Annotated in this window: 16 protein-coding genes; all 16 read right to left on the reverse strand. The window is 37.7% G+C overall.

Annotated features, from left to right (window positions below):
* Nucleotides 1–48 precede the first annotated feature (48 nt).
* The 16 genes from IIB39_02710 to IIB39_02785 all read right to left on the reverse strand — a co-directional run bounded on the left by IIB39_02710 (nt 49) and on the right by IIB39_02785 (nt 20,984).
* Entirely contained in the window at nt 49–2,721 is a 2,673-nt protein-coding gene (locus IIB39_02710) for a carboxypeptidase regulatory-like domain-containing protein (GenBank protein MCH8927609.1), read from the reverse strand.
* 53 nt (nt 2,722–2,774) lie between these two features.
* Nucleotides 2,775–4,076 carry a 30S ribosomal protein S12 methylthiotransferase RimO gene (rimO, locus tag IIB39_02715; GenBank protein MCH8927610.1) on the reverse strand — a complete coding sequence of 434 codons (1,302 nt, stop codon included), beginning with the start codon at nt 4,074–4,076 and terminating at the stop codon, nt 2,775–2,777.
* Nucleotides 4,069–5,001 carry a signal recognition particle-docking protein FtsY gene (ftsY, locus tag IIB39_02720; GenBank protein ID MCH8927611.1) on the reverse strand — a complete coding sequence of 311 codons (933 nt, stop codon included), beginning with the start codon at nt 4,999–5,001 and terminating at the stop codon, nt 4,069–4,071. Before ftsY ends, rimO begins: the two co-directional genes overlap by 8 nt.
* 15 nt (nt 5,002–5,016) lie before the next feature.
* Nucleotides 5,017–5,532 carry a CDP-alcohol phosphatidyltransferase family protein gene (locus IIB39_02725; protein MCH8927612.1) on the reverse strand — a complete coding sequence of 172 codons (516 nt, stop codon included), beginning with the start codon at nt 5,530–5,532 and terminating at the stop codon, nt 5,017–5,019.
* 2 nt (nt 5,533–5,534) lie between these two features.
* On the reverse strand, nt 5,535–6,371 hold the full coding sequence (locus tag IIB39_02730; protein ID MCH8927613.1) for an ATP-binding cassette domain-containing protein: 837 nt from the start codon (nt 6,369–6,371) through the stop codon (nt 5,535–5,537).
* Nucleotides 6,368–7,144 carry an ATP-binding cassette domain-containing protein gene (locus IIB39_02735; protein MCH8927614.1) on the reverse strand — a complete coding sequence of 259 codons (777 nt, stop codon included), beginning with the start codon at nt 7,142–7,144 and terminating at the stop codon, nt 6,368–6,370. The genes IIB39_02730 and IIB39_02735 overlap by 4 nt, the downstream gene beginning before the upstream one ends.
* Nucleotides 7,141–8,418, reverse strand: a complete 1,278-nt coding sequence (locus IIB39_02740) for a hypothetical protein (protein MCH8927615.1) — start codon at nt 8,416–8,418, stop codon at nt 7,141–7,143. Before IIB39_02740 ends, IIB39_02735 begins: the two co-directional genes overlap by 4 nt.
* 11 nt (nt 8,419–8,429) lie before the next feature.
* A complete protein-coding gene (locus IIB39_02745) occupies nt 8,430–9,440 on the reverse strand; it encodes a glycosyltransferase family 9 protein (GenBank protein ID MCH8927616.1) in 1,011 nt (336 codons plus the stop codon).
* Nucleotides 9,441–9,485: 45 nt separating this feature from the next.
* A complete protein-coding gene (locus tag IIB39_02750) occupies nt 9,486–10,343 on the reverse strand; it encodes a polyprenyl synthetase family protein (protein MCH8927617.1) in 858 nt (285 codons plus the stop codon).
* Between the two features lie 229 nt (nt 10,344–10,572).
* Nucleotides 10,573–11,355, reverse strand: coding sequence for a twin-arginine translocase subunit TatC (tatC, locus tag IIB39_02755; GenBank protein MCH8927618.1), 783 nt, complete (start codon nt 11,353–11,355; stop codon nt 10,573–10,575).
* Between the two features lie 22 nt (nt 11,356–11,377).
* Nucleotides 11,378–12,172, reverse strand: coding sequence for a PEGA domain-containing protein (locus IIB39_02760; protein MCH8927619.1), 795 nt, complete (start codon nt 12,170–12,172; stop codon nt 11,378–11,380).
* The gene (locus IIB39_02765) at nt 12,165–13,313 is read right to left on the reverse strand and encodes a PQQ-binding-like beta-propeller repeat protein (protein ID MCH8927620.1); all 1,149 of its coding nucleotides are present in this window, start codon (nt 13,311–13,313) and stop codon (nt 12,165–12,167) included. Before IIB39_02765 ends, IIB39_02760 begins: the two co-directional genes overlap by 8 nt.
* Nucleotide 13,314: 1 nt before the next feature.
* Complete coding sequence (locus IIB39_02770) at nt 13,315–16,164, reverse strand: PD40 domain-containing protein (protein MCH8927621.1); 2,850 nt, start codon at nt 16,162–16,164, stop codon at nt 13,315–13,317.
* A gap of 66 nt (nt 16,165–16,230) precedes the next feature.
* Nucleotides 16,231–17,160 carry a methylmalonyl Co-A mutase-associated GTPase MeaB gene (gene meaB, locus IIB39_02775; protein MCH8927622.1) on the reverse strand — a complete coding sequence of 310 codons (930 nt, stop codon included), beginning with the start codon at nt 17,158–17,160 and terminating at the stop codon, nt 16,231–16,233.
* A gap of 105 nt (nt 17,161–17,265) precedes the next feature.
* Nucleotides 17,266–19,401, reverse strand: coding sequence for a thioredoxin domain-containing protein (locus IIB39_02780; GenBank protein MCH8927623.1), 2,136 nt, complete (start codon nt 19,399–19,401; stop codon nt 17,266–17,268).
* Between the two features lie 461 nt (nt 19,402–19,862).
* Complete coding sequence (locus IIB39_02785) at nt 19,863–20,984, reverse strand: glycosyltransferase family 4 protein (GenBank protein ID MCH8927624.1); 1,122 nt, start codon at nt 20,982–20,984, stop codon at nt 19,863–19,865.
* Nucleotides 20,985–20,990 lie beyond the last annotated feature (6 nt).

A 20,990-nucleotide genomic window follows, 5' to 3' on the forward strand; every position in this document is an offset into this window, starting at 1 on the left:
TCATATTATTATTAATTAAACGGGAAGAACTGAAGAAATATCGTTAAATCACAAATGAAGCATCTTACTCATAAGGGTATGCGCCAATCCAGTATTCCCCTGTACCCGTAAGATTAAAATATAAATTCCCGGTGAAAGATCTATATTTGATTTTAAAGGTATCCAGTTAACTTCATAGCCACCCATATCTCTTGAATCATTGAGAATTGTAGCGACTAAATTACCATCGGTACTATATAATTCCATTTTAACTTGAGCCGGCTGAGGGATATAAAATTTGATACGGCTTTCTGATGTGAAAGGTACGGGTGTGCTTTTAATCAATCTTATACTGCTTATATTTTCTGAATTAGGAAATTCATATCGCTTAACTTTTATTTTCTTATCAGCATTCCCCCACAATATTTTAAAGATATAATCAAATATTTGTGAGCTGCTGGCAAATGAAGAACTTCCATAAGGTTTATAAACTGATTCCAATCCGAATCCAAGCAGAGCATAACTTCCTTCTAACTCCTTGTTCACTATTACTCCCCCGGCAGTTTTCTCTTTTGAATCATAGAATATAAACGGCAATGAGTTTTCGGCGAAATCGATTGCATCGGGGTCTAATTGATTATCCGCTCCTATCACTCCGGATATTGAAGTATAAATCGGCATTCCTGAAACGGTTGAATTATAAAGAAGAAGCTCGTTTCTGTTTCCGGCGAATTTTAATCCATCAGATTTAAAAGGTTCATACTCATCCATAAATTCTAATATCTTTTGTCCTGTATAGATAACGTGCCCCCCATTTCTTAAAAACTCATCTAACTCTTTCAGAAGTGACGTCACGGACACAAAAGGAGTGACATCTCCGGAATATATTATTACAGTTTTATATCCCAATAATTCGAAGAAATATTTTTTATCTCTATCTTTGTCCCATTGATGGAATGAATAAGTAAGTTCGAGGCTGTCAAGCGCAGAGGCATAAAATGGCAACAGTTTATCATCATTATCGAGCGATATAATACCGACATCGGCTATACTGACGGAAATAGGTTGAAACGTTCCGGCGTCCACAGTCACTCTCTGAATCATTTCTGCAATTGCATACGGAAATTCAGGATAAACTTTCAAATCGAATCTGCCTGGAACTAATTCTACATTATAAATGCCGTCATCTGTTGAGGTAGCTGTTGTGAACAGCTCTCCCTCCATGAAATAATGGACTTTCCCTCCTACAGGGGAACCTGAACTGTTTATTAGTTTACCTGAAACATCAACTCTTTTTTTCGGAACCAAAGAAAAATTTCCTTCGTAAGAATTCTTCCCTTGTAAATTTACAATTAGTGAATCCGAATAGAATTTAATTTCATCAATTTTGATTACAGCATTCTCAGATATTACTATGGCCGAATACCTTCCCATTTCATCGGTTTCAACAGTTTTGGTCTCAGATTCTGTTCTGATTTCTACGCTTATTAATGGTTCAGGGGATCTTGTACCGGCCAATGTGACAATCCCATGTACTTCAGCAGTACCCATATTAAGTGCGGAACTCGCTACATTAATATTATAATCAGGATAATTCGTACCGGTTGAAACATATTTTAACGCATCATATCGTTTATTCAGCAGCGCTTTTTCGTTATCGTTCCTTAACAGCGAAAGTGTGGCGGCTACATATCCCAAAGACACAAGATCGCTAAAATAAACCGACCCATCTGAAGTGTGTAAAAGTTGCGGAGCTTTCACCACATCATAAGGCGCTTTTGAATATTCGGAATAACCTTGTATAAATAATCCGGGAAGATCTCGAACGATGGCTGATGAGTTTTCGGGATACATCATTAGAAAAGCAGTTTGTGATGCCTCAATGGCTCTAATCACGTTCCAGAGCGGTTCAAGTTCTTCTCCAAACTTCAAGTCCCAGGTCATCGCAATAATATCAGGCTTCTTAGTGTTATCGTTAATATTCATAAGTTTATCCAAAGCCAATAGAATATCGGAAAGTGGTGTGCCGGATGCGTGGTTGAACAGGGGAACGTATTTTATCATAGATTTATACGCTATTCCCATGTTATCCCAACTATCCCGCCATCCGAAAGCAGAGACAGTCAGCCAATCCCAATTAGCGGTATTTTCGTCATTGATTAAACTTTCATCAATTTGAATTACTTCTATGTTATCAGGGCTGTACGGATAATACGTTGGAAGATTTCCGCCGATGAAGCTGATTCTCCTACCCTCTCCGCTTTTAAATTTAGATTTTTCGCTGGATAATTTCATATTACCAACCTGCGCCTGTAGCAGATGGAAAAGAGAAGTATCTACGGGGAGAGGTTCGATGTTTCTATTGAATAAGTTATAGTCGCTATATATTTCTGAAATAATATTATTCTTTGACAAAATATTTATGATGCTATCTGTAGTAGTAACAACAACCGCATCAATGAGCCAAAGAGGTTTATAACTTGATATCTCGCCCTTATCCTGAAATCTCTTCAAGACAGGAAGCAAACTTCGTTGACTTAAAGTGGATTTTTCCCGCATTGCGCGTAATACTGTAATACCTGTGACATCAAGATTAGAACGGTTCTCTCTGAAATATCCTGCATAGTCTCTGGATATGTCATCAGATTCCAATGAAAGTATAAAAGTCTTAAATCCGGTATCTTGTCCGGATAAAGATGGAGCGAATATTAATGATAGAAGAACTAATACGAATGTTTTCAAAATAGTGCTCCGTTTGTGGTAGGATTCTACCGAAATTCTAAATTTAATAACAACTAATCCAATTTTGCCCGCACGTCGTATGCTGATGCCGAAATTATGCGAGCGTTTACAAATGAGCCGGCAACCAACTTTTCATTTAATACGACAATGTTATCTATCTCAGGAGCGTCCTTATAAGATCTGCCGATTGACAAGCCTTCATCCTCCTTGTATTCATCGATCAACACTTTATAGCTTTTTCCGATCATATCCTCATTTTTACGATGAGAGATCTCCTGCTGCAATAGCATTATCTTATCCATTCTCTCCGTCTTAAGGTCTTTGGAGACATCATCATTAAGAAAGACAGCAGGAGTATTTTCTTCGTGTGAATACGTAAATACACCCAGCCTGTCAAATTCAGCTTCTTCAATAAAGTCATAAAGTTCCTGAAATTCTTCTTCACTTTCCCCCGGATAACCGACTATTATAGACGTTCTAAGGGAGATGTCCTTAATTATTTTTCGGATATCTTTCAACAGCTTTCTTATTTTTACGCCGTCAGCTCCTCTACGCATGGATTTCAATATTCTGTTATTAATATGTTGAATTGGCATATCAATATAATTACATACATTCTCAATAGAATGCACGACACTTGTTAACTCTTCACTGATATGAGATGGGTGAGCATACATCAGTCTTATCCACTCGACCCCGCTAACTTTACTGAGCTCCCGAACAAGGTCATGAATTTTAACTCCTTCACTGCCGTTATTTTGATTATCCCAGCCATAGGTCGTTAGGTCTTGTGAAATTAAAATTATTTCTTTTATACCGTTTTCCACTAATTTTTCAGTCTCTTCTAACAGAGATTCAAGGCTTCTACTTTTTTGCAATCCTCTCATCATCGGAATGGCACAAAAACTGCATTCATTGTCACAACCCTCGGCAATTTTCAAATAGGCGTAAAATTTCTTATCGTTGAGTAATCTCCTTCCGGGACGGGCATAATGAGCGGCTTCGCTTCCACCGAGATGGGTAAGTATTTTTCGGAAATCTTCTACACCGAAAAAGGCGTCAACTTCGGGAAGATCTCTCCTTAATTCAAATTCGTATCGTTGTGAAAGGCATCCTGCTACAAGAACTTCTGTTGTCTTACCAGATTCTTTCAACCTTGTCGCATCAAGAATCGTTTCTATGGAATTTTCTCGAGCGCTTTCAATAAAACCACAGGTGTTCACTATTATGACATCAGCGTCGCTTTCGTCGTTGACTAAGTTAAAACCGGCTCGCTCAATTCCTTTACTCATTACCTCCGAGTCCACTTCGTTCTTCGGACACCCAAGAGTTACGATTTTTATATTTTTACTCACTACCTTCCCCGAAAAATAATGATGAAGCAAATGCCTCCGCTTCAAATGGCTCCAAATCTTCCAAATCTTCTCCTACACCAATATACTTAACAGGTATATTAAGTTCATGGTTAATAGACAAAGCTATGCCTCCCTTAGCTGTTCCGTCTAATTTATTAAGGACTATCCCGTTGACGCCCACAGCTTCTTGAAATTCTTTTGCCTGAATCAGCGCATTTCTTCCGTTATTTGCATCCAATGAAAGCAATACCTCATGAGGCGCGCTTTCACAGATACTGGCAATTACTCTTTTTATTTTTTTCAACTCTTCCATTAGATTGATACTCGTATGAAGCCTTCCTGCAGTATCAATAATTAAAACATCTATATCCCGTGAAATAGCGGCTTTCATCGCATCGTGTGCAACAGAAGCGGGATCTGCTCCCGGAGCGCTTTTTACAATCTCAGCATCAGCCCGTTTAGACCAAACCTCTAATTGTTCCACCGCAGCAGCTCTGTAAGTATCCCCGGCTGCGACAAGAACCTTTCTGCCCAATCCTCTATGTATATGGGCTAATTTACCTATTGTAGTAGTTTTACCTGATCCGTTTACACCCACCACCATAATGACATACGGCTTGGCTGAAAGTGATACATCAATATCGTTTACCCAGTCAGACTTGGATAACCTCTTTTGAACCTCACTTGCCAAAAATGAATATATCTCTTCTGAAGAAATCGGATTTTTTATTTTTGATTTCAATGCTTCCATTATTTCTTCCGCCATTTCTAAACCCATATCAGTTTGTATCAGCGCGGCTTCGATTTCTTCGTACATTTCATCATCAAAAGAAGATTTTCTTTTAACAGCAGATTCTAATGCAGATTTCAAATGAGATCTGGTTTTAGATAAACCTGATCTAAATTTCTGGAAAATGGTTTTCATATCTTTTTCAGCGATTCATGCCTTCAGTAATATTTTTTTGTAATCGGAAAGATAAACAACTGTTGAATAAACAAAAAATACAACGCTTGACAATAATCCGAACTGCGCAAGGATATCCAAGTCCATAAATAATCCAATCACCAACAAAGCGATGGTATTCATCATAATTTTTCCGGGCACATTAGCTTGCGGCATAATACCGCTTTGACGCTTGATAAGTACTCCCAAATACAATAACACAATATCTCTCGAAATCAATATAATAAAAAACCACAAAGGAAAATCTTTGTTAAATACCAAATACATAAATAATGCGATAATTACTATTTTATCGCAAATTGGATCAATTGCGTTTCCGAAATCGGACACGTTTTTATATTTTCGTGCAACTATGCCATCAGCGAAGTCCGTAATAATCATCAAAATCAAAATACTTAATCCCAAATAATTCTGACCGGCGTTAAAGTAAAAAAGACATGGAATAATTAAAATTACTCTGAATAGAGAAATCATATTCGGCAAATTCATCATTATTATACCAGACTTTCAGCATTCGTTGAATTGAGCTGCGAATCTAATAACGAGAATAAATCCGAAGTTTTCAAACTTTTAGGAATAATTTTCATTCCGTTTGCGATAATGCCATTCACGAATTCAGCCACAGGCGGCTGCTCTATTCCATATTTATTTGTTAATTCACTATTTAAAAAGAAGTCCGGAGGCGGGCCATCATAAACAGGTAAACCTTTATCAAATACTATAAGTCTATTGCAACTCTCCGCTATAAACGCCGAGTCCTGAGATACTATAAGGACAGTTTTACCCTGCTTCGAAATATTTTCTATTATATCCGTCAGATTTTTTATTTCAATTCCGTCAAGCGCCGCGGTCGGTTCATCAAATATATATAAATCAGGTTTTAGCGCTATAATAGTGGCGAGGGCAGCTCTTCTTCTTTCTCCACTACTCAATGCCATATGGTTGCGAGCACCATATAAACCCGGATCTAAATTCACTAATTCTAATGCTTCATATGCGGATTTATGAGCTTCAGTGTCCGACAATCCTTTTTCTATTGCGCCAAGCATTATATCCTCAAGGATGGTGTTCATAAAAAATTGATTTTCCGGAAATTGAAAAGATAGCCCGACCGCTAAATTATCGGGATAGTTAATAATCGTTCCTGATGAGGGTTTCAATAAACCAGCTAACAGACGCGCAAATGTCGTCTTTCCCGCTCCGGATCTGCCTAATACACCGATAAGTTCGTTTGAATTTATTTGCAAACTCGGTATCCGTAGCTCGAAAGATTTTGATATAAGCGGATTATCAAGTGTAACTATCAGTTCTTTAATTTCTTGAAGAATCATATTTTCATACTGATTATATCATTGTATCGATTTTCAAGTTCTGCTGTTTGTGGAGCATAATGCCCCGCTTTAAGTAATATTTCCTGGTTACCTAATATTTCGGATGGTTTGCCGTTCTCGATTAATTTACCCTTTTCCATTATATATAATTGGTCCGAGTTTATTGCTTCAGATGGATATTGCGTTATCAAAAGTACACCGCCACCATCATCGCTAAATTTATTCAGCATACTTAGCAGTAATTTTCTCGACTCATAATCCAAAAAAGTAGTCAACTCATCACAAATAATATAATCCGGCTTAAGCGCCCAAACTCCGGCAAATGCCACCTTCTGCTGTTCACCCCCGGATAGCTCTCTTGGATGGCTTTCCCTAACATCGTATAGATCAAATAGTCTCATTGACTCATCTACCCGCTGCCTAATTATTTCAGCCGGTATGCCATAATTCTCAAGTGAAAATGCGATATCAGACTCCACGCTTCCTGAGACGAGATGCTCTAACGGGTTTTGGAACAATACTGCGATTTTTTTCTTCGACGATTCTTTTAAATTTAAATCGTCTAACTCTAATCCATCACATTTGACGGTACCGCTAAACGGTTTAAATATTCCAGACATGACCATAGCAAGTGTTGATTTGCCGGAGCCATTTGATCCTATTAAAGAAATGAAATCACCACTTTTAAGAGCGAGTGAAACATCATTCAGAGCTAATAACCCTTCATTATTTACGCTTTGATATTTATACGAGATATTTTTTAGTTCTATCATTTCAAATAGCTCTGGATAACCTTCACAGTCTTTTCAGTGGCTCCCGCTCTTTTGATAACCACTTTCTCTGCAGCCAAACCCGATTTCTTACGAAATTCTTCATCCTCAATAAGTTTGTGTATAATTGTATCGAATTGTTCCTCGGTCTCTATAAGATAACCGCCTCCTGATTCATCAAGAAATTCTGCTGTCTCGGAACTTTTTAAATTTGGTCCGTGGATAACAGGCACACCATATACCGCCGGTTCCATTACATTATGAACTCCAGGGCCAAATCCGCCGCCCATATAGGCTATATGAGCAAATTTATACAGTCCCGCTAAATATCCAATCTCATCAATAACGATAGCGTTTATGTTACCTTTATCTAAAGTTAAGTTGGAAGATCTTACAAATCCGACGTTTGCTTCCGTAAATTTGGATTCGATGAGGTTAAGAATTTTATCTTCCGGCTCGTGAGGTGCGATAATAATTGAAAAATTTGCAGATCCCTTCATCCTACTTATAATCAGGTCCAGTATCAGCGAAATATCCGTACGCCACACACTACCGAGCACAAGAACAATTTTTCCGCTAAGAATACTGGATATATTATCTTCATTTGGAACTGCTTCTCCTTTTCGTTGAATCACCTGATCATACCGTGAGTTACCAAGCACCTCTAACGCTCTCTCTTTAACTCCCAATTTTTTAAAACGATCTGAATCTCCTTCAGAAACTGTGAGTACCTTATCAAACATACAGTAAACTGCTCTGTGCATTAGAGAAAACATTGGTTTAAGACGATGAGAGCCTGCGCGAAGTCGCGCGGACACTATTATCAAAGGGACATTTAACTTATTTGCCCATTTAATCGCATTTGGCCAAACATCATAGCCCGCCAATATAAAAACATCGGCATTAATACTCTTGAAAAACCTTTTCATACTATGTGGTAAATCAAATGGAAGGTAAATTTTAATATCCACAAGCTTATCCTTTGCCCTGTTATAACCGGATGGAGAAAAAAACGATAGAATTATCCGATGCTCACTATTTTCATTTTTCAACTTATTGATAAGTGGTTTTATCTGTTCATATTCTCCAAGAGAAGCACAATGAATCAGAATTACTCTACTTTCTGATAAATTTGCTTTTTCCAAAATGGACCAAGTTTCTTTTCTTCCTCTAAGCCCTTGATTTATTTTTTTGTTAAACGGGGATATAACTTTCAGAATTAATATCAGCAATGGAATAGCAATGTAAGAATAAATAATAAATAATACTTTAGACAACAATTGATCCTTTATAATTCAAGTAAGTCCGTCGTTGCTTTAAATGCCAGTTCCGGAGTTATATCCACCATACATTTAAAGTGTTTCTTTGGACAATTATCTCGTCCTACATGAGAACATGGCCTGCAATTGAGATTAGATACCTCCAAAACTCTGAAATTATCGCTATACGGGAAAAATCCTAATTCCTCCGTAGTTGAGCCGAAAAATGCGAGAACCGGTTTTTTCTGAGATACTGCAATATGCATCAGTCCACTGTCATTCGTCAGCACGGCATCTGACTGCTTGATTATTGCCGCTGTTTCCAGCAAAGTAAATTCACCGGTAGCATCAGTAGCAGGTTCATTCATTTGAGATATTACAGCTTCGGAAATAGGCAAATCATCTTTAGACCCTACCAATATGATCTTTGCATCAATCTCTTTAACCAATAAGTCAGCAAGCTTCGCATAATTATCGCTTGGCCATCGTTTTGTATGATATCCTGCCCCCGGCGCAATCACAAGATTAAGTTTAGAATCAACTTTCAGTCTTTCCTTTAAAGGGCTATCACTACTTGTATAAAGATCTAATCCAAACCCATCATCAGCTAAATTATATTTAGAACCGACTTCGAGGTAGCGGTCAGATATAGAAGTCACATTTTTATAGAGATTTAATCCGAAATTAACCAACATATATCGCTTAAAGTACCTTTTGTTATATTTTCCGGAATTCATCCCGCCAATAAACCTTGTCATTAACAAAGTTCTAATATTACGGTGCAGGTCAAATATAGCGTTATAGCGATTTGATTTTATCTGGTATCTCCAATTTAATATCTCACCGAATCCGTTTTTTGTGTCAAACGCATATACGTTATTTATGTTAGGATTATTCAGCATCAGTTCCACATACTCACTCTTCGTAAGATAATTAATTAGAGAATCCGGATACTTCTTTCGGAGCGCCCTAACAAAGGGAGTTGTAAGAAGTATATCTCCAATAGAACTTAATCGTATGATAAGAAAACGTTTTTGCACTATAAATGTTAAGAGAAAAGATCAAATGCTCTTTCAGAGCAGGAGTTATCTTGTTCGATCAATGTTGAACCGAACAAATTTAATTAAGGCGTCCTTAGAATCCGAATCCTCTAATTCTGAAAGAGAATCAATTGCTTTTTGGCTGTGAAAGTTGAGTTTCTGCTCAGTGTATTCCAAGCCTCCGTGTTCTTTTACATAATTAACAGCCATCTGAAAGTCTGATTTCCCATTCTTATTTCGTAAATTTTTAATTATTTTTCTGGCTGAGCGTTTTGAATCTTTTCCAAGTGAATGGATTACCGGCAGAGTAATTAAATTCTCCTTAACATCTCTTCCCACAGGTTTACCTGTATTAGCCTTTTTACCGACATAATCAAAAAGGTCATCTTTCAGCTGAAACGCGATTCCAAGATGCTCTCCATAAAGAGAAAGTGCTTTCCTTTTATCAACCGAGTCTGTAGTGGTCAACGCACCCATTTCACTCGCAGCGGAAAAAAGACTTGCTGTTTTATCGCTTATCATACGAAAATAAGTTTCCTCATCTAATCCATTCGACCTGTTTTTTTCAAGTTGCAGTAATTCTCCTTTACTCATTCTTTCGGCAGCCATTGACAGCACATCTAACGAGTCAAAATTTCTGAGGCCAACAAGGTTTATTAATGCCCTGCTGAATAAAAAATCACCCATTAGCACGGCAGTTTTATTCTTCCAAATGGAGTGAATAGAGGGAATCCCTCTTCTATGTTCGGCTCTGTCCACTACATCGTCATGCATAAGAGTTGCAATATGAAGCAGTTCAATTAGAACCGCGGATGCGATAGTTTGCTCATTTATAGGCCCGAATAGTTTTGCGGAAAGCAAGACAAGCTTAGGACGAAACATCTTGCCATATCGGGATGTCATATAACCTGATATCCTGTTAATCAAGAACACATTTGTCCTCATAGAATTTTTATAAGCTTTTTTGAAATCTTTAAATTCTGTATCAATTGGCGCGGTAATACGATTTAAATCGGCATTATATGAACTAAACGGTAGGGATAATTTTAATGTTTTCAGCACTTCATAGCTCTATTTTTCAAGCGATTAACATACTATTATTGCGGAGGAAGGTCAAGAATTAAAGTAAATCTTAAGAATCATTTGTGCCTATTGTTCGTTTTTTTGAGGCTATGCCGGAAATGAAAATACTTATTTCATATAAAATAAATAATGGAACCGACAACAATAATTGACTGAGTGGATCGGGCGGAGTCAATATCGCAGAGGTTATGATAATACCAACTAAGGCATGTTTTCTGTAATGCCTCATAAATGCCGGCGTAAGTAGTCCGATTCTTCCCAAAAAATATGCTAAGATAGGCATTTCGAAAACTATGCCACTTGCAAGTATCATCTGAATTACGAAACTGAAGTAATAATTTATGGATATATTATTCTCGACTCCCGGAACGCCAAATGAGAGAAGAGTTGGAATTATTAATGGTATGATAATATAATAGGCAAAACTGGCTCCACCTAAAAAAGAAAAAAATGTAACTACTATCAGAATCGGAAGATTTTTCTTTTCATTTACATATAAACCGGGGGCAATAAAGTGCCATATATGATAAACGATGAATGGCAATCCAAGAATTAATCCGCCGACAAAAGCGATCCACATTTTTACAATAAGCATACCTTGCACCCTTAGTACCTGTAGGGTCAAAGGAGGATCTATAGAAAGTGTTGGTTTAATCAGAAAATTTACAAAATAATCAGAAAATGCAAAAGAGAACACCGAAAATATTACGACTGCTACCAGCGATTTGAGGATTCTCCATCTTAACTCCTCAAGATGATCAAGAAATCCCATTTCACTTGAAGAGATATCCTTATCATCTTTATCTCCGTTGTTGGAAACAGCTTCGGACATTTGTGTTTATATTCCCGATTCTTTATCTGTGACGTATAACTCGATAAATGGAATATAAGAATCCCGCCTGAAAAGTTGCAAAAGATATTCCTGCCAGGTTATCGAATTTATCGATTCGATCAGTAAGATATTGTATATCTGCCGGATCAACAGCATCTGATAGGTTATTGAAAGCTTTGTCGGCTTCGAATTTAAAATAAACCGCCGCAACTCCCGATATAGCGGTAAGGGCATAAGTTGACCGGCTAATCAATTTATCTCTATCGTACCCCATTTTAGCGAAATTCGGAGTAATTTCAGTTTCTATTACTGGAGATTCAACAACCAAATTAACACTTATCAATGTTTTTTGATTCATCTCTTCAGGTTCGATTCGTACCGGCATATAATTTCTCTTAATTAATTCCACAGCTTTGTCGGTTGATTGAAGAACGTAGGGTGTAGTCCCCATAAATTCACCGTTGATGATAACATCCGCACCATACGGAACACTATTTAATATTACGAATCGCGTAGGTGTAACCTCAAAATAGTAGGTAGAGTCAGCTGCCAACTCTCCTTTCCAAGTCCAATCTACCGCCGACCATAAGTCAGATTCAGAATTCGATGCTCTCAATGAGTGATATCCTGCCGTAACAGATAGAGTATCGACGCGCTGCCGGCTGTATAATGAATCATCAATATAAAATAAAATGTCAGATGATTTAGATTTGAATATCAGAGTTGAAAACCCTATAGCTGCGCTTTCGGGGGGATTTGCATATAAATAGCTCTGGCTTACAACAAAAATAAATAGTAGCAGGAAATATTTATTCACTTATTGCACCTGCTTCTGAAAACGCATATACGAATTTATCTTCCGTTCCGATGAATATATTACCATTATATTCTAACGGTGATGTTCTGATTCTTCCGTCAAGCAATACGGACCATATTACTTCGCCGGTATCTTTATTTATAGAGTAAAATTTTCGATTCAGAGACCCGATATAGATATATTGCCCTGACACAAGCATTCCTATACTTAGAGGGTCCAATAAATCTTGCTCCCAAATTCCGACTCCATCAGTAATTGAAATCTTATAAAGCATACCGCTAGCTGTTGCGGAATATACCGCATCATCATCAACCGACGCAGTAGCATAAAAACTTCCTTTTCCGGAAAATGACCAATTTAATTTACCGGATTCTGCATTAATCGAGAAAAATTGTCCGAGCAAATTACCAACATAAACATTACCATTATAAACTACCGGTGTTGACATAATGGCTTTGCCTGTTTCATATTTCCATTTGAGTTCCCCTGTGGAAGCTGAGAGTCCATACACATTGCCGGAGTCATTTGCGGCGATTATGAGTCCCTCCCATCTTACAGGCGTGCCGCGAAACGGCCTGTTACTTCTGAATCTCCACTTCTCGGTGCCTGTTTCCAAATCAAGGCAATATAGATTTCCATTAACAGAAGTGACATAAAGCAAGCCCCCTGAAACCAACGGCATAGATTCCACAGGACCGATATTTTTTTTCCAGGCATATCTCCCTTTATCCAATTGATAACCAAAGATCGAATTATCGTTTGAAATGCTGCCGAAATATCCGTTATTGCCGTCTAATGCCATTCCGTATCCAATGGAATGGTCTAATTTAATAGAACTTATTTTAATTCCCGTAGAATAGTTAAGCACAATGATTTTACCTGCCATTGTTGTAACGAATATATTCCCCATTGCGGCTGTCATATAGCCGGTAGGCGTTCTCTCAACACCGGTCTTCCACAATTGTTTTAACGGAGGTGTCACTTCCTTGATAGCGTTTTGATTGTGCTGAGCATTACCTCCAAGTTGAGTCCATTCAGATTTCTTAAATTTTGAAGAAACATCAAAAATCTTAATATTTCCGGAACAGCTAAATATTATGACCAACGACAGTAGTAAGAAGATTATAAATTTACGATACAATTTAGAAATCCCAACCAAAGAAAAATTGTTTATAGATAGTATCAGGCCATTTTCTAAAACTGGTTCTTCTTCCTATATCGTAGCGGAGAACGAGAAAGCCGCCTATTCTCATTCTAAATCCGATTCCATAACTTCCTTTTGTTTCTTCCCATTCTTTTCTAAATAATTCACCGTTATAAACATTCCCAACATCAAAGAACAGCGCTCCTCTAATTCCTCTAAATCCAATAGTGCCGAACGGAAACTTTACTGCCATCTGATCAATAAACGGAAAGCGATATTCATTGTTTATCACATATGCACGGGTACCCCAAATCCTGAACCGTGGATAAAGACGGAGAGTCCATGAACCTCCAATATAAAATCGTCGTATTTCTCTGTCAGGATTTCCTTCGCTGTGCATATACATGAATCGAACAGCAAAAGAAGTGCTATTTGACAATCGATAATATTTCCTATAATCTGCCACCAAAGAGTAATAGTTCAGGTTACTGAATCTTACATCATTTGTGTACGCAATTGACAGGCTAATTCTCTGGCCGTCCAATGGACCGGAAGGTCCCCAAAGCGAATTATCCTTAACGTATCTGACAGAATTCACCGCTAACCAAGCCTCTCTGCTGTCACCGTCGAACCTGTCTTTTAAGGAATAACTTAAGCTTGTGGAAGCCTCTATTCTTTGAAAGAATGAAAGCGGGTAAGATACTGATAGAAAGCCGCCTATACGCTTTTCATCAAAAAACCCTTCATGTAAATTAAATAGCCTGTTGTTGAGGTTGAAACCTCCGTAAGCAATATTTGTTCTTCCTGCTAATGATATTTTTGTAATGGCAACATTGAAGCTGTTTAGGAAATCACTCGATGTACGAGCATTATTATATATAACTATGTAATACTGGTTATTTCCCAAGATATCCGAAAACGCAAGAGCTGCTCCGCCGCTTGTCCCAAATATTGGATCCTGCGATACCTGACTTTGAGCGATGTCTAAAGAATAACCGCTTTTATATTTTTTGGATATCTTTGTTATATCTTTTTCAATTTTATGATGATTCCACAAATTGACTCGACTGAATTTCATATTTTGTTTATCAATCGATGTGGGAAATGTTGAGAAATTAGCAATTTTCATAATTTTGAAACTGAAATCTTCAAATGCCGCAAAGACTAACGAATTTTCATCTGACCAGACCGGATCCATCGCGGAAGTAGTAAAGTTTGTTACCCGAACTGCCTGATAATCCTTTAAATTATTTTTTGATTCATAAGTATTATCTACACTTTTCAGAGAAACGTTAGTCAGGTCATAATTATCATTACTCTTCGTTTCTTTTAGTAGCCAGATATTATTCATTCCGCCACGATCAGAAAAGAAAACAATTTTGCCGTCATTAGAATATTTGGGCGCGCGATCGTTAAAATTACCATATGTCAGATATCGTACATTCAGAGTTTGAATCTCAATCTTAAATAGATTATACTTTCCGTGGTCACCCGTCATTGTTCTGTCAGACGAAAATGCGATATATTTACTATCAGGAGACCACGAGGGATCCCTATCATCATAAACATCATTTGTCAATTTCAGAAGATTTTCAGTAGTTGTGTCATATACATATATATCATTAAATCCCATCCGTGAAAGGCCGGTAAATGCTATTCTCTCTCCGTCCGGAGACCAGGAAGGCGAGGAAATAGTAACCAATTCTTTGAAGGATATAGTCGGCAGAAGTTCTTTATTGTCCAAGTTCAGCCTATGAATAACGTCTGTCTCGCCGCTTTTGGTAACAAATGTGAGAATCCTATTATCATTGACATCAATTGAAGATCTGAAAAGGTGAAATGTTTCGAAATCACTGGTTTTTTCTCCAACGAGTATCTCTTCAGATTCCATTTTTGCTTTACTATCAAACGGTTTCTGATAAATCCCTGAATAACCTTTCTTATTACTTACATAAATTATGTTTTTTCTTCCGTCTTTGTCTGTATATACGGCGGGTTTAGAATTAAAGCCTTTCTGATCGACGATCGAAGATGCCATCTGGGGTTTGTCTTTATCCTCTAATAGGGGATAATACTTTTTCTTAAGAGAATATAGCCACTGCTTACTCAGTTCCGTATAGCTCACGCCCAATACGTATTCAGCTACTTGTGAAAACCTGGGATATACCCATATATTTTCCAATATAAGTAAGATTTTCTCATCGCCGTATCTTTCTGCGATAAACGAAAGTAAATTCTCACCCTCTTTGTACATCAAATAACTTCCGGCTATAGTATAAAGCCTTTCAACAGGAACGATATAATTGTTAAGCACGGCATCCCTGATAACCATTTCAGCCTGAGTATCCGAGTCACCGGACCAATATTCTGCTAAACCCTCTGAAAACCATAATGGAGGAAAACGTGGATTGAATATCTTATGATTTTTATTAACGCGATTGACCTTTCCATGCATAAATACATGATTAAGCTCGTGGCGAATTACCCTTTTGAATTGACTGATAGAGCCATCGCTCGGAATAACAACCCGTCCCTTGAAAAATTCGAAAAACCCTCCCACTCCTTCAGGCAGTAAGTTCGGGATTACATTAGTTTGCTGGAAATATAGATGAGAGCTGTAAAATATTAGCGGCACTTTATAATTAAGAGAATGATTATACCTATTCTTCAGGACATCGTAAGATTCTTCAGCATACTGCGCTCCTATGAGAGCAAGATCCTCCATTTCCGCATTATAATAAATATCGAAATGATCTGTTGACATTACCTGCCAATCAAATTCGGTATATTGTATTTTGTTTCTGCCGAATGAATGGTATTGAGCAAAAGCGGTTGCACTGCTCAGCATTAAAACGCAAAGAACGATGACCAAATTTATCTTATTAAAGTGAAATATCAAATTAATTCATTCGGATTATTTTAAATTCTTTAATTCTTCAACTAAAGTATAGGGGGTAATAGTTCCATTTTCTGATTCATTTATTTTATTATAAAGGAATTTTAATTTATCTTTGGTCCAAAATTTCTTATCCAAATCATCTGCAATAATATCTTTTACCCGTTCATTGAGCCTATGTTTTCTTCTTTCCGAAAGTCTGTTCTCCGATTTCAACCAATCTTCATGCTCATGAATTGCTTTCATTAAATCATCTATTCCTTCATTCTTAAGAGCGCTTGTCTTAATAATTAACGGTGTCCATGCATTTTCTTCTCTAAGTTGAAGCATCGCTTGAAGACCTGAATATGCTATATCTGCCCCATAATGGTCTGACTTGTTCAAAACAAAAATATCCGCGATTTCCATCAATCCAGCTTTCATAGCCTGAATTTCATCTCCTGAATCCGGGACTATGACAACTAAAGTAGTATCCGAAGCTTCAGCCACATCCAGTTCAGATTGTCCTACACCCACTGTTTCAATCATAATTACTTCTTTACCTGATGAATCGAGAATATCAACAACTTCATTAGTAGTTTTTGAAATGCCTCCGGTACTTCCACGGCTTGCCACACTTCTGAAAAAGACTTCTTTATTTAGACTTAACTCCTGAAGTCTCAGCCTATCGCCTAAAAGCGCACCGCCGGTAAATGGACTTGTGGGGTCCACTGCAACCACCCCTACACTTTTGCCATCTTCCCGGAACAATCTTGTTAAGTTATCGACAAGAGTGCTCTTTCCCGCTCCCGGAGGACCTGTGATGCCCAAACGATAAGCGCCTCCGGTATGCGAATACAGCTCTGCAAGTAACGAATCAGCTTCATCATTGTCATTTTCAACAATAGATATAGCCCTCGCAATTGCTCTGTTATCTCCGTTATATATCTCTTTTACTTTAAGCAGCATAGTAAGTATAAAAATACTCTGTATGAGAATGCGACGCAAGCCGAATTCAATACAATATTTCCTATATACGTTCGCCATTATTAGGATAAATAATTTTTGTGATTACTATTTCGAGTTATCCATCAGTAATGAGACAAAAATTTCAATATCGTTGGTGGGTAATTTACAGGCATAATTTTCGCAGACATAAGCCGTCGCAATGCCGCCGATTGGCCGCATAGACTTTATGATTTCCAAATTATCGCTAAGGAAATTGTCACTGTTCCTGGAATCAGCCAATAACACGACTTTATTAGGGATAAACATAGAGTGAAGTCTTCCTAAGAGTTTTTTCGTATCATCTCCTTCTGCTTCACCGGCAATTATAATCTGTTTTGGTTTAACCAAACTGAATTCGATGGCAGACAACATTTGAGGCAATGCATGCGGAGCCCGCTCAAGCGTTGAAGAAAAGTATTCGAAGGTTTTATCTGCTTTCTCGCGTAGTTCCTTTTTATCAAGCATCTGCGAGAGACGAAGTAGGTTCATCACCGCAATTGAATTTCCTGTTGGTTCCGCGCCGTCATAATCATCTCTCATTCGCACAATGAGATTTTGACTTCCTTCAGGAGTATCAAAAAACGCTCCATCCTTTGAATCGTAAAAAAGGTCAATTGTCCTGTCATTCAGTTCTGATGCTAACTCTAACCACTTGATATTGAATGATGCTTCATATAAATCAATTAGGGCGGCAGTCAACAACGCATAGTCGGACAAATTCCCCTCTATCCCCGCCTCACCGTCTCGATAACGTCTCAATAAGTTTTTTGTCTTTTGGTCATACATATTATCAATAATAAAATTAGCAGCATTTTCCGCAGCAGTCAGATACGTTTCTTCCCCATATATCTGATATGCTTTGGCTAAAGCGGAAATCATATATCCATTCCACGAGACGAGTATTTTATCGTCCAGATGAGGGTTTACTCTCTCCTCTCTTGCGAGGAAGAGCTTTTGGCGGGATTCTGTTAGCCTGTTGATTGTGCTTTTGAGGGAAAGTCCGAAATTATCCGCAGTTTCAATAAAATTATGGGAAACGAATAAAACGTTCTTATTTTCAAAGTCTCCATGTGGGTCTTGAAGGACATTACCATCCACCTTTACATTGTAATGATAGGAAAATAATTCGGCATCCTCTTCGCCTAAAACCTCATTTATATCAACGGAAGTCCAAGCATAAAATGCGCCTTCCACTTTTTCTTCAGGATGAGCCGCATCAGGAGCGCTTTCAGCGTCTTCCGCCGAATAAAACCCTCCGTTGGTGTCGGTCATACTTCTAAGAACATAATTAATCGCCTCTTTTGCCACAGATGAATAAACATCGTCTCCTGTCAGCTGATAGGCTTCTAAATAAGAAATTATTAACTGACCTTGATCGTATAGCATTTTTTCGAAATGCGGAACGTGCCAGCGTTCATCAGTAGAATAGCGATGAAAACCTCCTCCCAGGTGATCATGAATTCCACCCTCCGATATTTTCCTAAGAGTATGCAACGTCATATCTTTTGCAGATTCATTCCCTGTTCTTTCAGCGTATCTGAACATAAAACTAAATGTCGATGTCCGTGGGAATTTTGGCGCTTGCCCGAATCCCCCGTATTGAGCATCATAGGAGTTCTTAAAAATATCGAATGCGGCGTCAAGGAAAATGTGGTATGGCTGAGTTGAAGATTTATCAGTTGAAGCTCTTTTTGACAAAATCTCAAAAAGTTTATCTGCGCTTCGCGTTAATTGTCCCCTGTCTTCATTCCAAAGGTCATTGATTCTTGTCATGATGTCAATGAAACCAGGACGACCATATTGCGATTCCGGCGGTAAATAAGTCCCGCCCCAAAACGGTTTGAGGTCAGGCGTCATAAATATTGACATAGGCCAGCCTCCACTCCCTGTCATCATCTGTAATGCCTGCATATATATTCTATCAACATCAGGACGCTCTTCACGATCAACTTTTATCGAAATAAACATATCATTCATAATGGCAGCAATATCATCAACTTCAAAAACTTCTCTCTCCATAACGTGGCACCAATAGCAGGTAGAATATCCGATTGACAGAAATATCGGTTTGTTTTCTTTTCGCGCTTTTTCAAATGCCTCGTCACCCCAAGGATACCAATCAACAGGATTGAACGCATGTTGAAGCAGATATGGACTTTTTTCATTTATCAGTCTGTTAGGTGTATGTCCTTCATCCAACATTCGCTTAATGAACGTTTTTATGTTTCCCTCATAATCCTCTTTATCCACCGATAAATTTACTGGAATGTTTTTGACCGACATAAAACCCTGTCCTTTCTCACTGAAATTGTTTCCTGTTTCGCCTGAACAACTAATTAGTTGAAATGATAATAAAATATAAACTGATAAGAGATTTTTTCTCACGCGGGTTTTATTTCCACCTTCCTAACCGGCTAATTTAAGTCTATAATCTATATTGAAGATATGTTAATGTCAATTCAGTGGAACTGTTATTGAGATATTTTAATAAATGTTAGTTTATATATAAACTAACATTGTTAATTTACGACTATATCATCAGCGCATATTTCGCAACGACTATAAGCTGTTTTTAAAAATAATGTTTTTTTGAATATCTTCATAATTTAATAATATAATAGTTATCAACATTTTCATTCATATAGTTTATATCTAAACTATTATTACTTATCTCCGCTTATCATTCTCTCTATGCTTTTTACGAATGCCTCATACGTAAATGAATCATTAGCTTTTTTCTTACCTTCGGCTCCATATTGTTTGCGTAAACCTTCATTATCCGCTAATTCTAACATCGCAACGGAAAGTGAATAAGCATCACCGGCGGGAACGATAATTCCGGTAACATTATTGCTGACTAACTCAGGTAGTACATTTATATCGGTTGAAATAACAGGTTTACCTGCCGCCATATACTCCATTGCGATTCTGCATATCACTTCCGATGAAGTTGAGCTTATAACTCCCACATCTATCATTGTAATGGGGATTGACGGATGCGAATAAATACTTTTAAATATAACATTGTCAGAAATTCCTAACTCATTGGCGAGTGAAATTAGATCCGTTCTCTTAACCTGAGAATCCTCTCCGGAAATGAGAAATTTAAGGTCGCTATTTTTACTCAGAGCCATTGCAGCGGCTTTTAAAAAAATAGTATGCCCCTTCACCGGCGATAATCTGGCAATCAACCCAAAAGTAATAACATTATCATTTCCCTTTTCAGCTTCATTTTCAAAATGAAGATTAAATGCGTTCAGATCGAAAGGACCGATTGCCAACGCAAATTTATTACCGGGCAGTTTAAATGCTTCTGAGTATAGCTTTATTAAAGCGGTGCTCGATGCTATAAAACCGTCAGTCCATTTTGAGTAAATCTTTTTGCTAATAAAGTTCACTTTGGGTTTTCTGTCATCGCTCAGAGCTCTTATGATACGAATCGATGCACCCAATTTCTTTTTTACTCTGCTTGCCCAATAATGTGATTGCGCTCCATGGGGTATTATACATTTATAATCGCCTTTCTTAATTATCTCAAGTAAGGATTTTAGTTCAGTCAGATACTTTATAGGATTCGAAGGCTTCGGACTAAATCCTCCTACAGCATCCAAGCCCTCTTTTGAGGCAATCTTCATCGCCGGTTTATCTAAATCGCCAACGATTGCTGTGCGGTAGCCTCTCTCTTTCAATGCTTTTGTAGTATATACAGCAAAATGGGCGCTACCACTCCACCATCGATTGTCCACGATGTTCAAAACAGATATTTTATCTTCTTGTATCATCATTTCAAA

The organism is Candidatus Neomarinimicrobiota bacterium, from assembly GCA_022573815.1.
Classification (GTDB): Bacteria; Fidelibacterota; SORT01; order SORT01; family SORT01; genus JACZTG01.

Coding starts and splice junctions, on each gene's coding strand:
- IIB39_02725 (MCH8927612.1), bottom strand. CDS start 5,532: ATGATGAATTTGCCGAATATGATTTCTCTATTCAGAGTAATTTTAATT.
- IIB39_02730 (MCH8927613.1), bottom strand. CDS start 6,371: ATGATTCTTCAAGAAATTAAAGAACTGATAGTTACACTTGATAATCCG.
- meaB (MCH8927622.1), bottom strand. CDS start 17,160: ATGCTGCTTAAAGTAAAAGAGATATATAACGGAGATAACAGAGCAATT.
- IIB39_02750 (MCH8927617.1), bottom strand. CDS start 10,343: ATGACATCCCGATATGGCAAGATGTTTCGTCCTAAGCTTGTCTTGCTT.
- ftsY (MCH8927611.1), bottom strand. CDS start 5,001: ATGAAAACCATTTTCCAGAAATTTAGATCAGGTTTATCTAAAACCAGA.
- IIB39_02785 (MCH8927624.1), bottom strand. CDS start 20,984: ATGATGATACAAGAAGATAAAATATCTGTTTTGAACATCGTGGACAAT.
- tatC (MCH8927618.1), bottom strand. CDS start 11,355: ATGTCCGAAGCTGTTTCCAACAACGGAGATAAAGATGATAAGGATATC.
- IIB39_02770 (MCH8927621.1), bottom strand. CDS start 16,164: ATGCTGAGCAGTGCAACCGCTTTTGCTCAATACCATTCATTCGGCAGA.
- IIB39_02780 (MCH8927623.1), bottom strand. CDS start 19,401: ATGTTGGATGAAGGACATACACCTAACAGACTGATAAATGAAAAAAGT.
- IIB39_02735 (MCH8927614.1), bottom strand. CDS start 7,144: ATGATAGAACTAAAAAATATCTCGTATAAATATCAAAGCGTAAATAAT.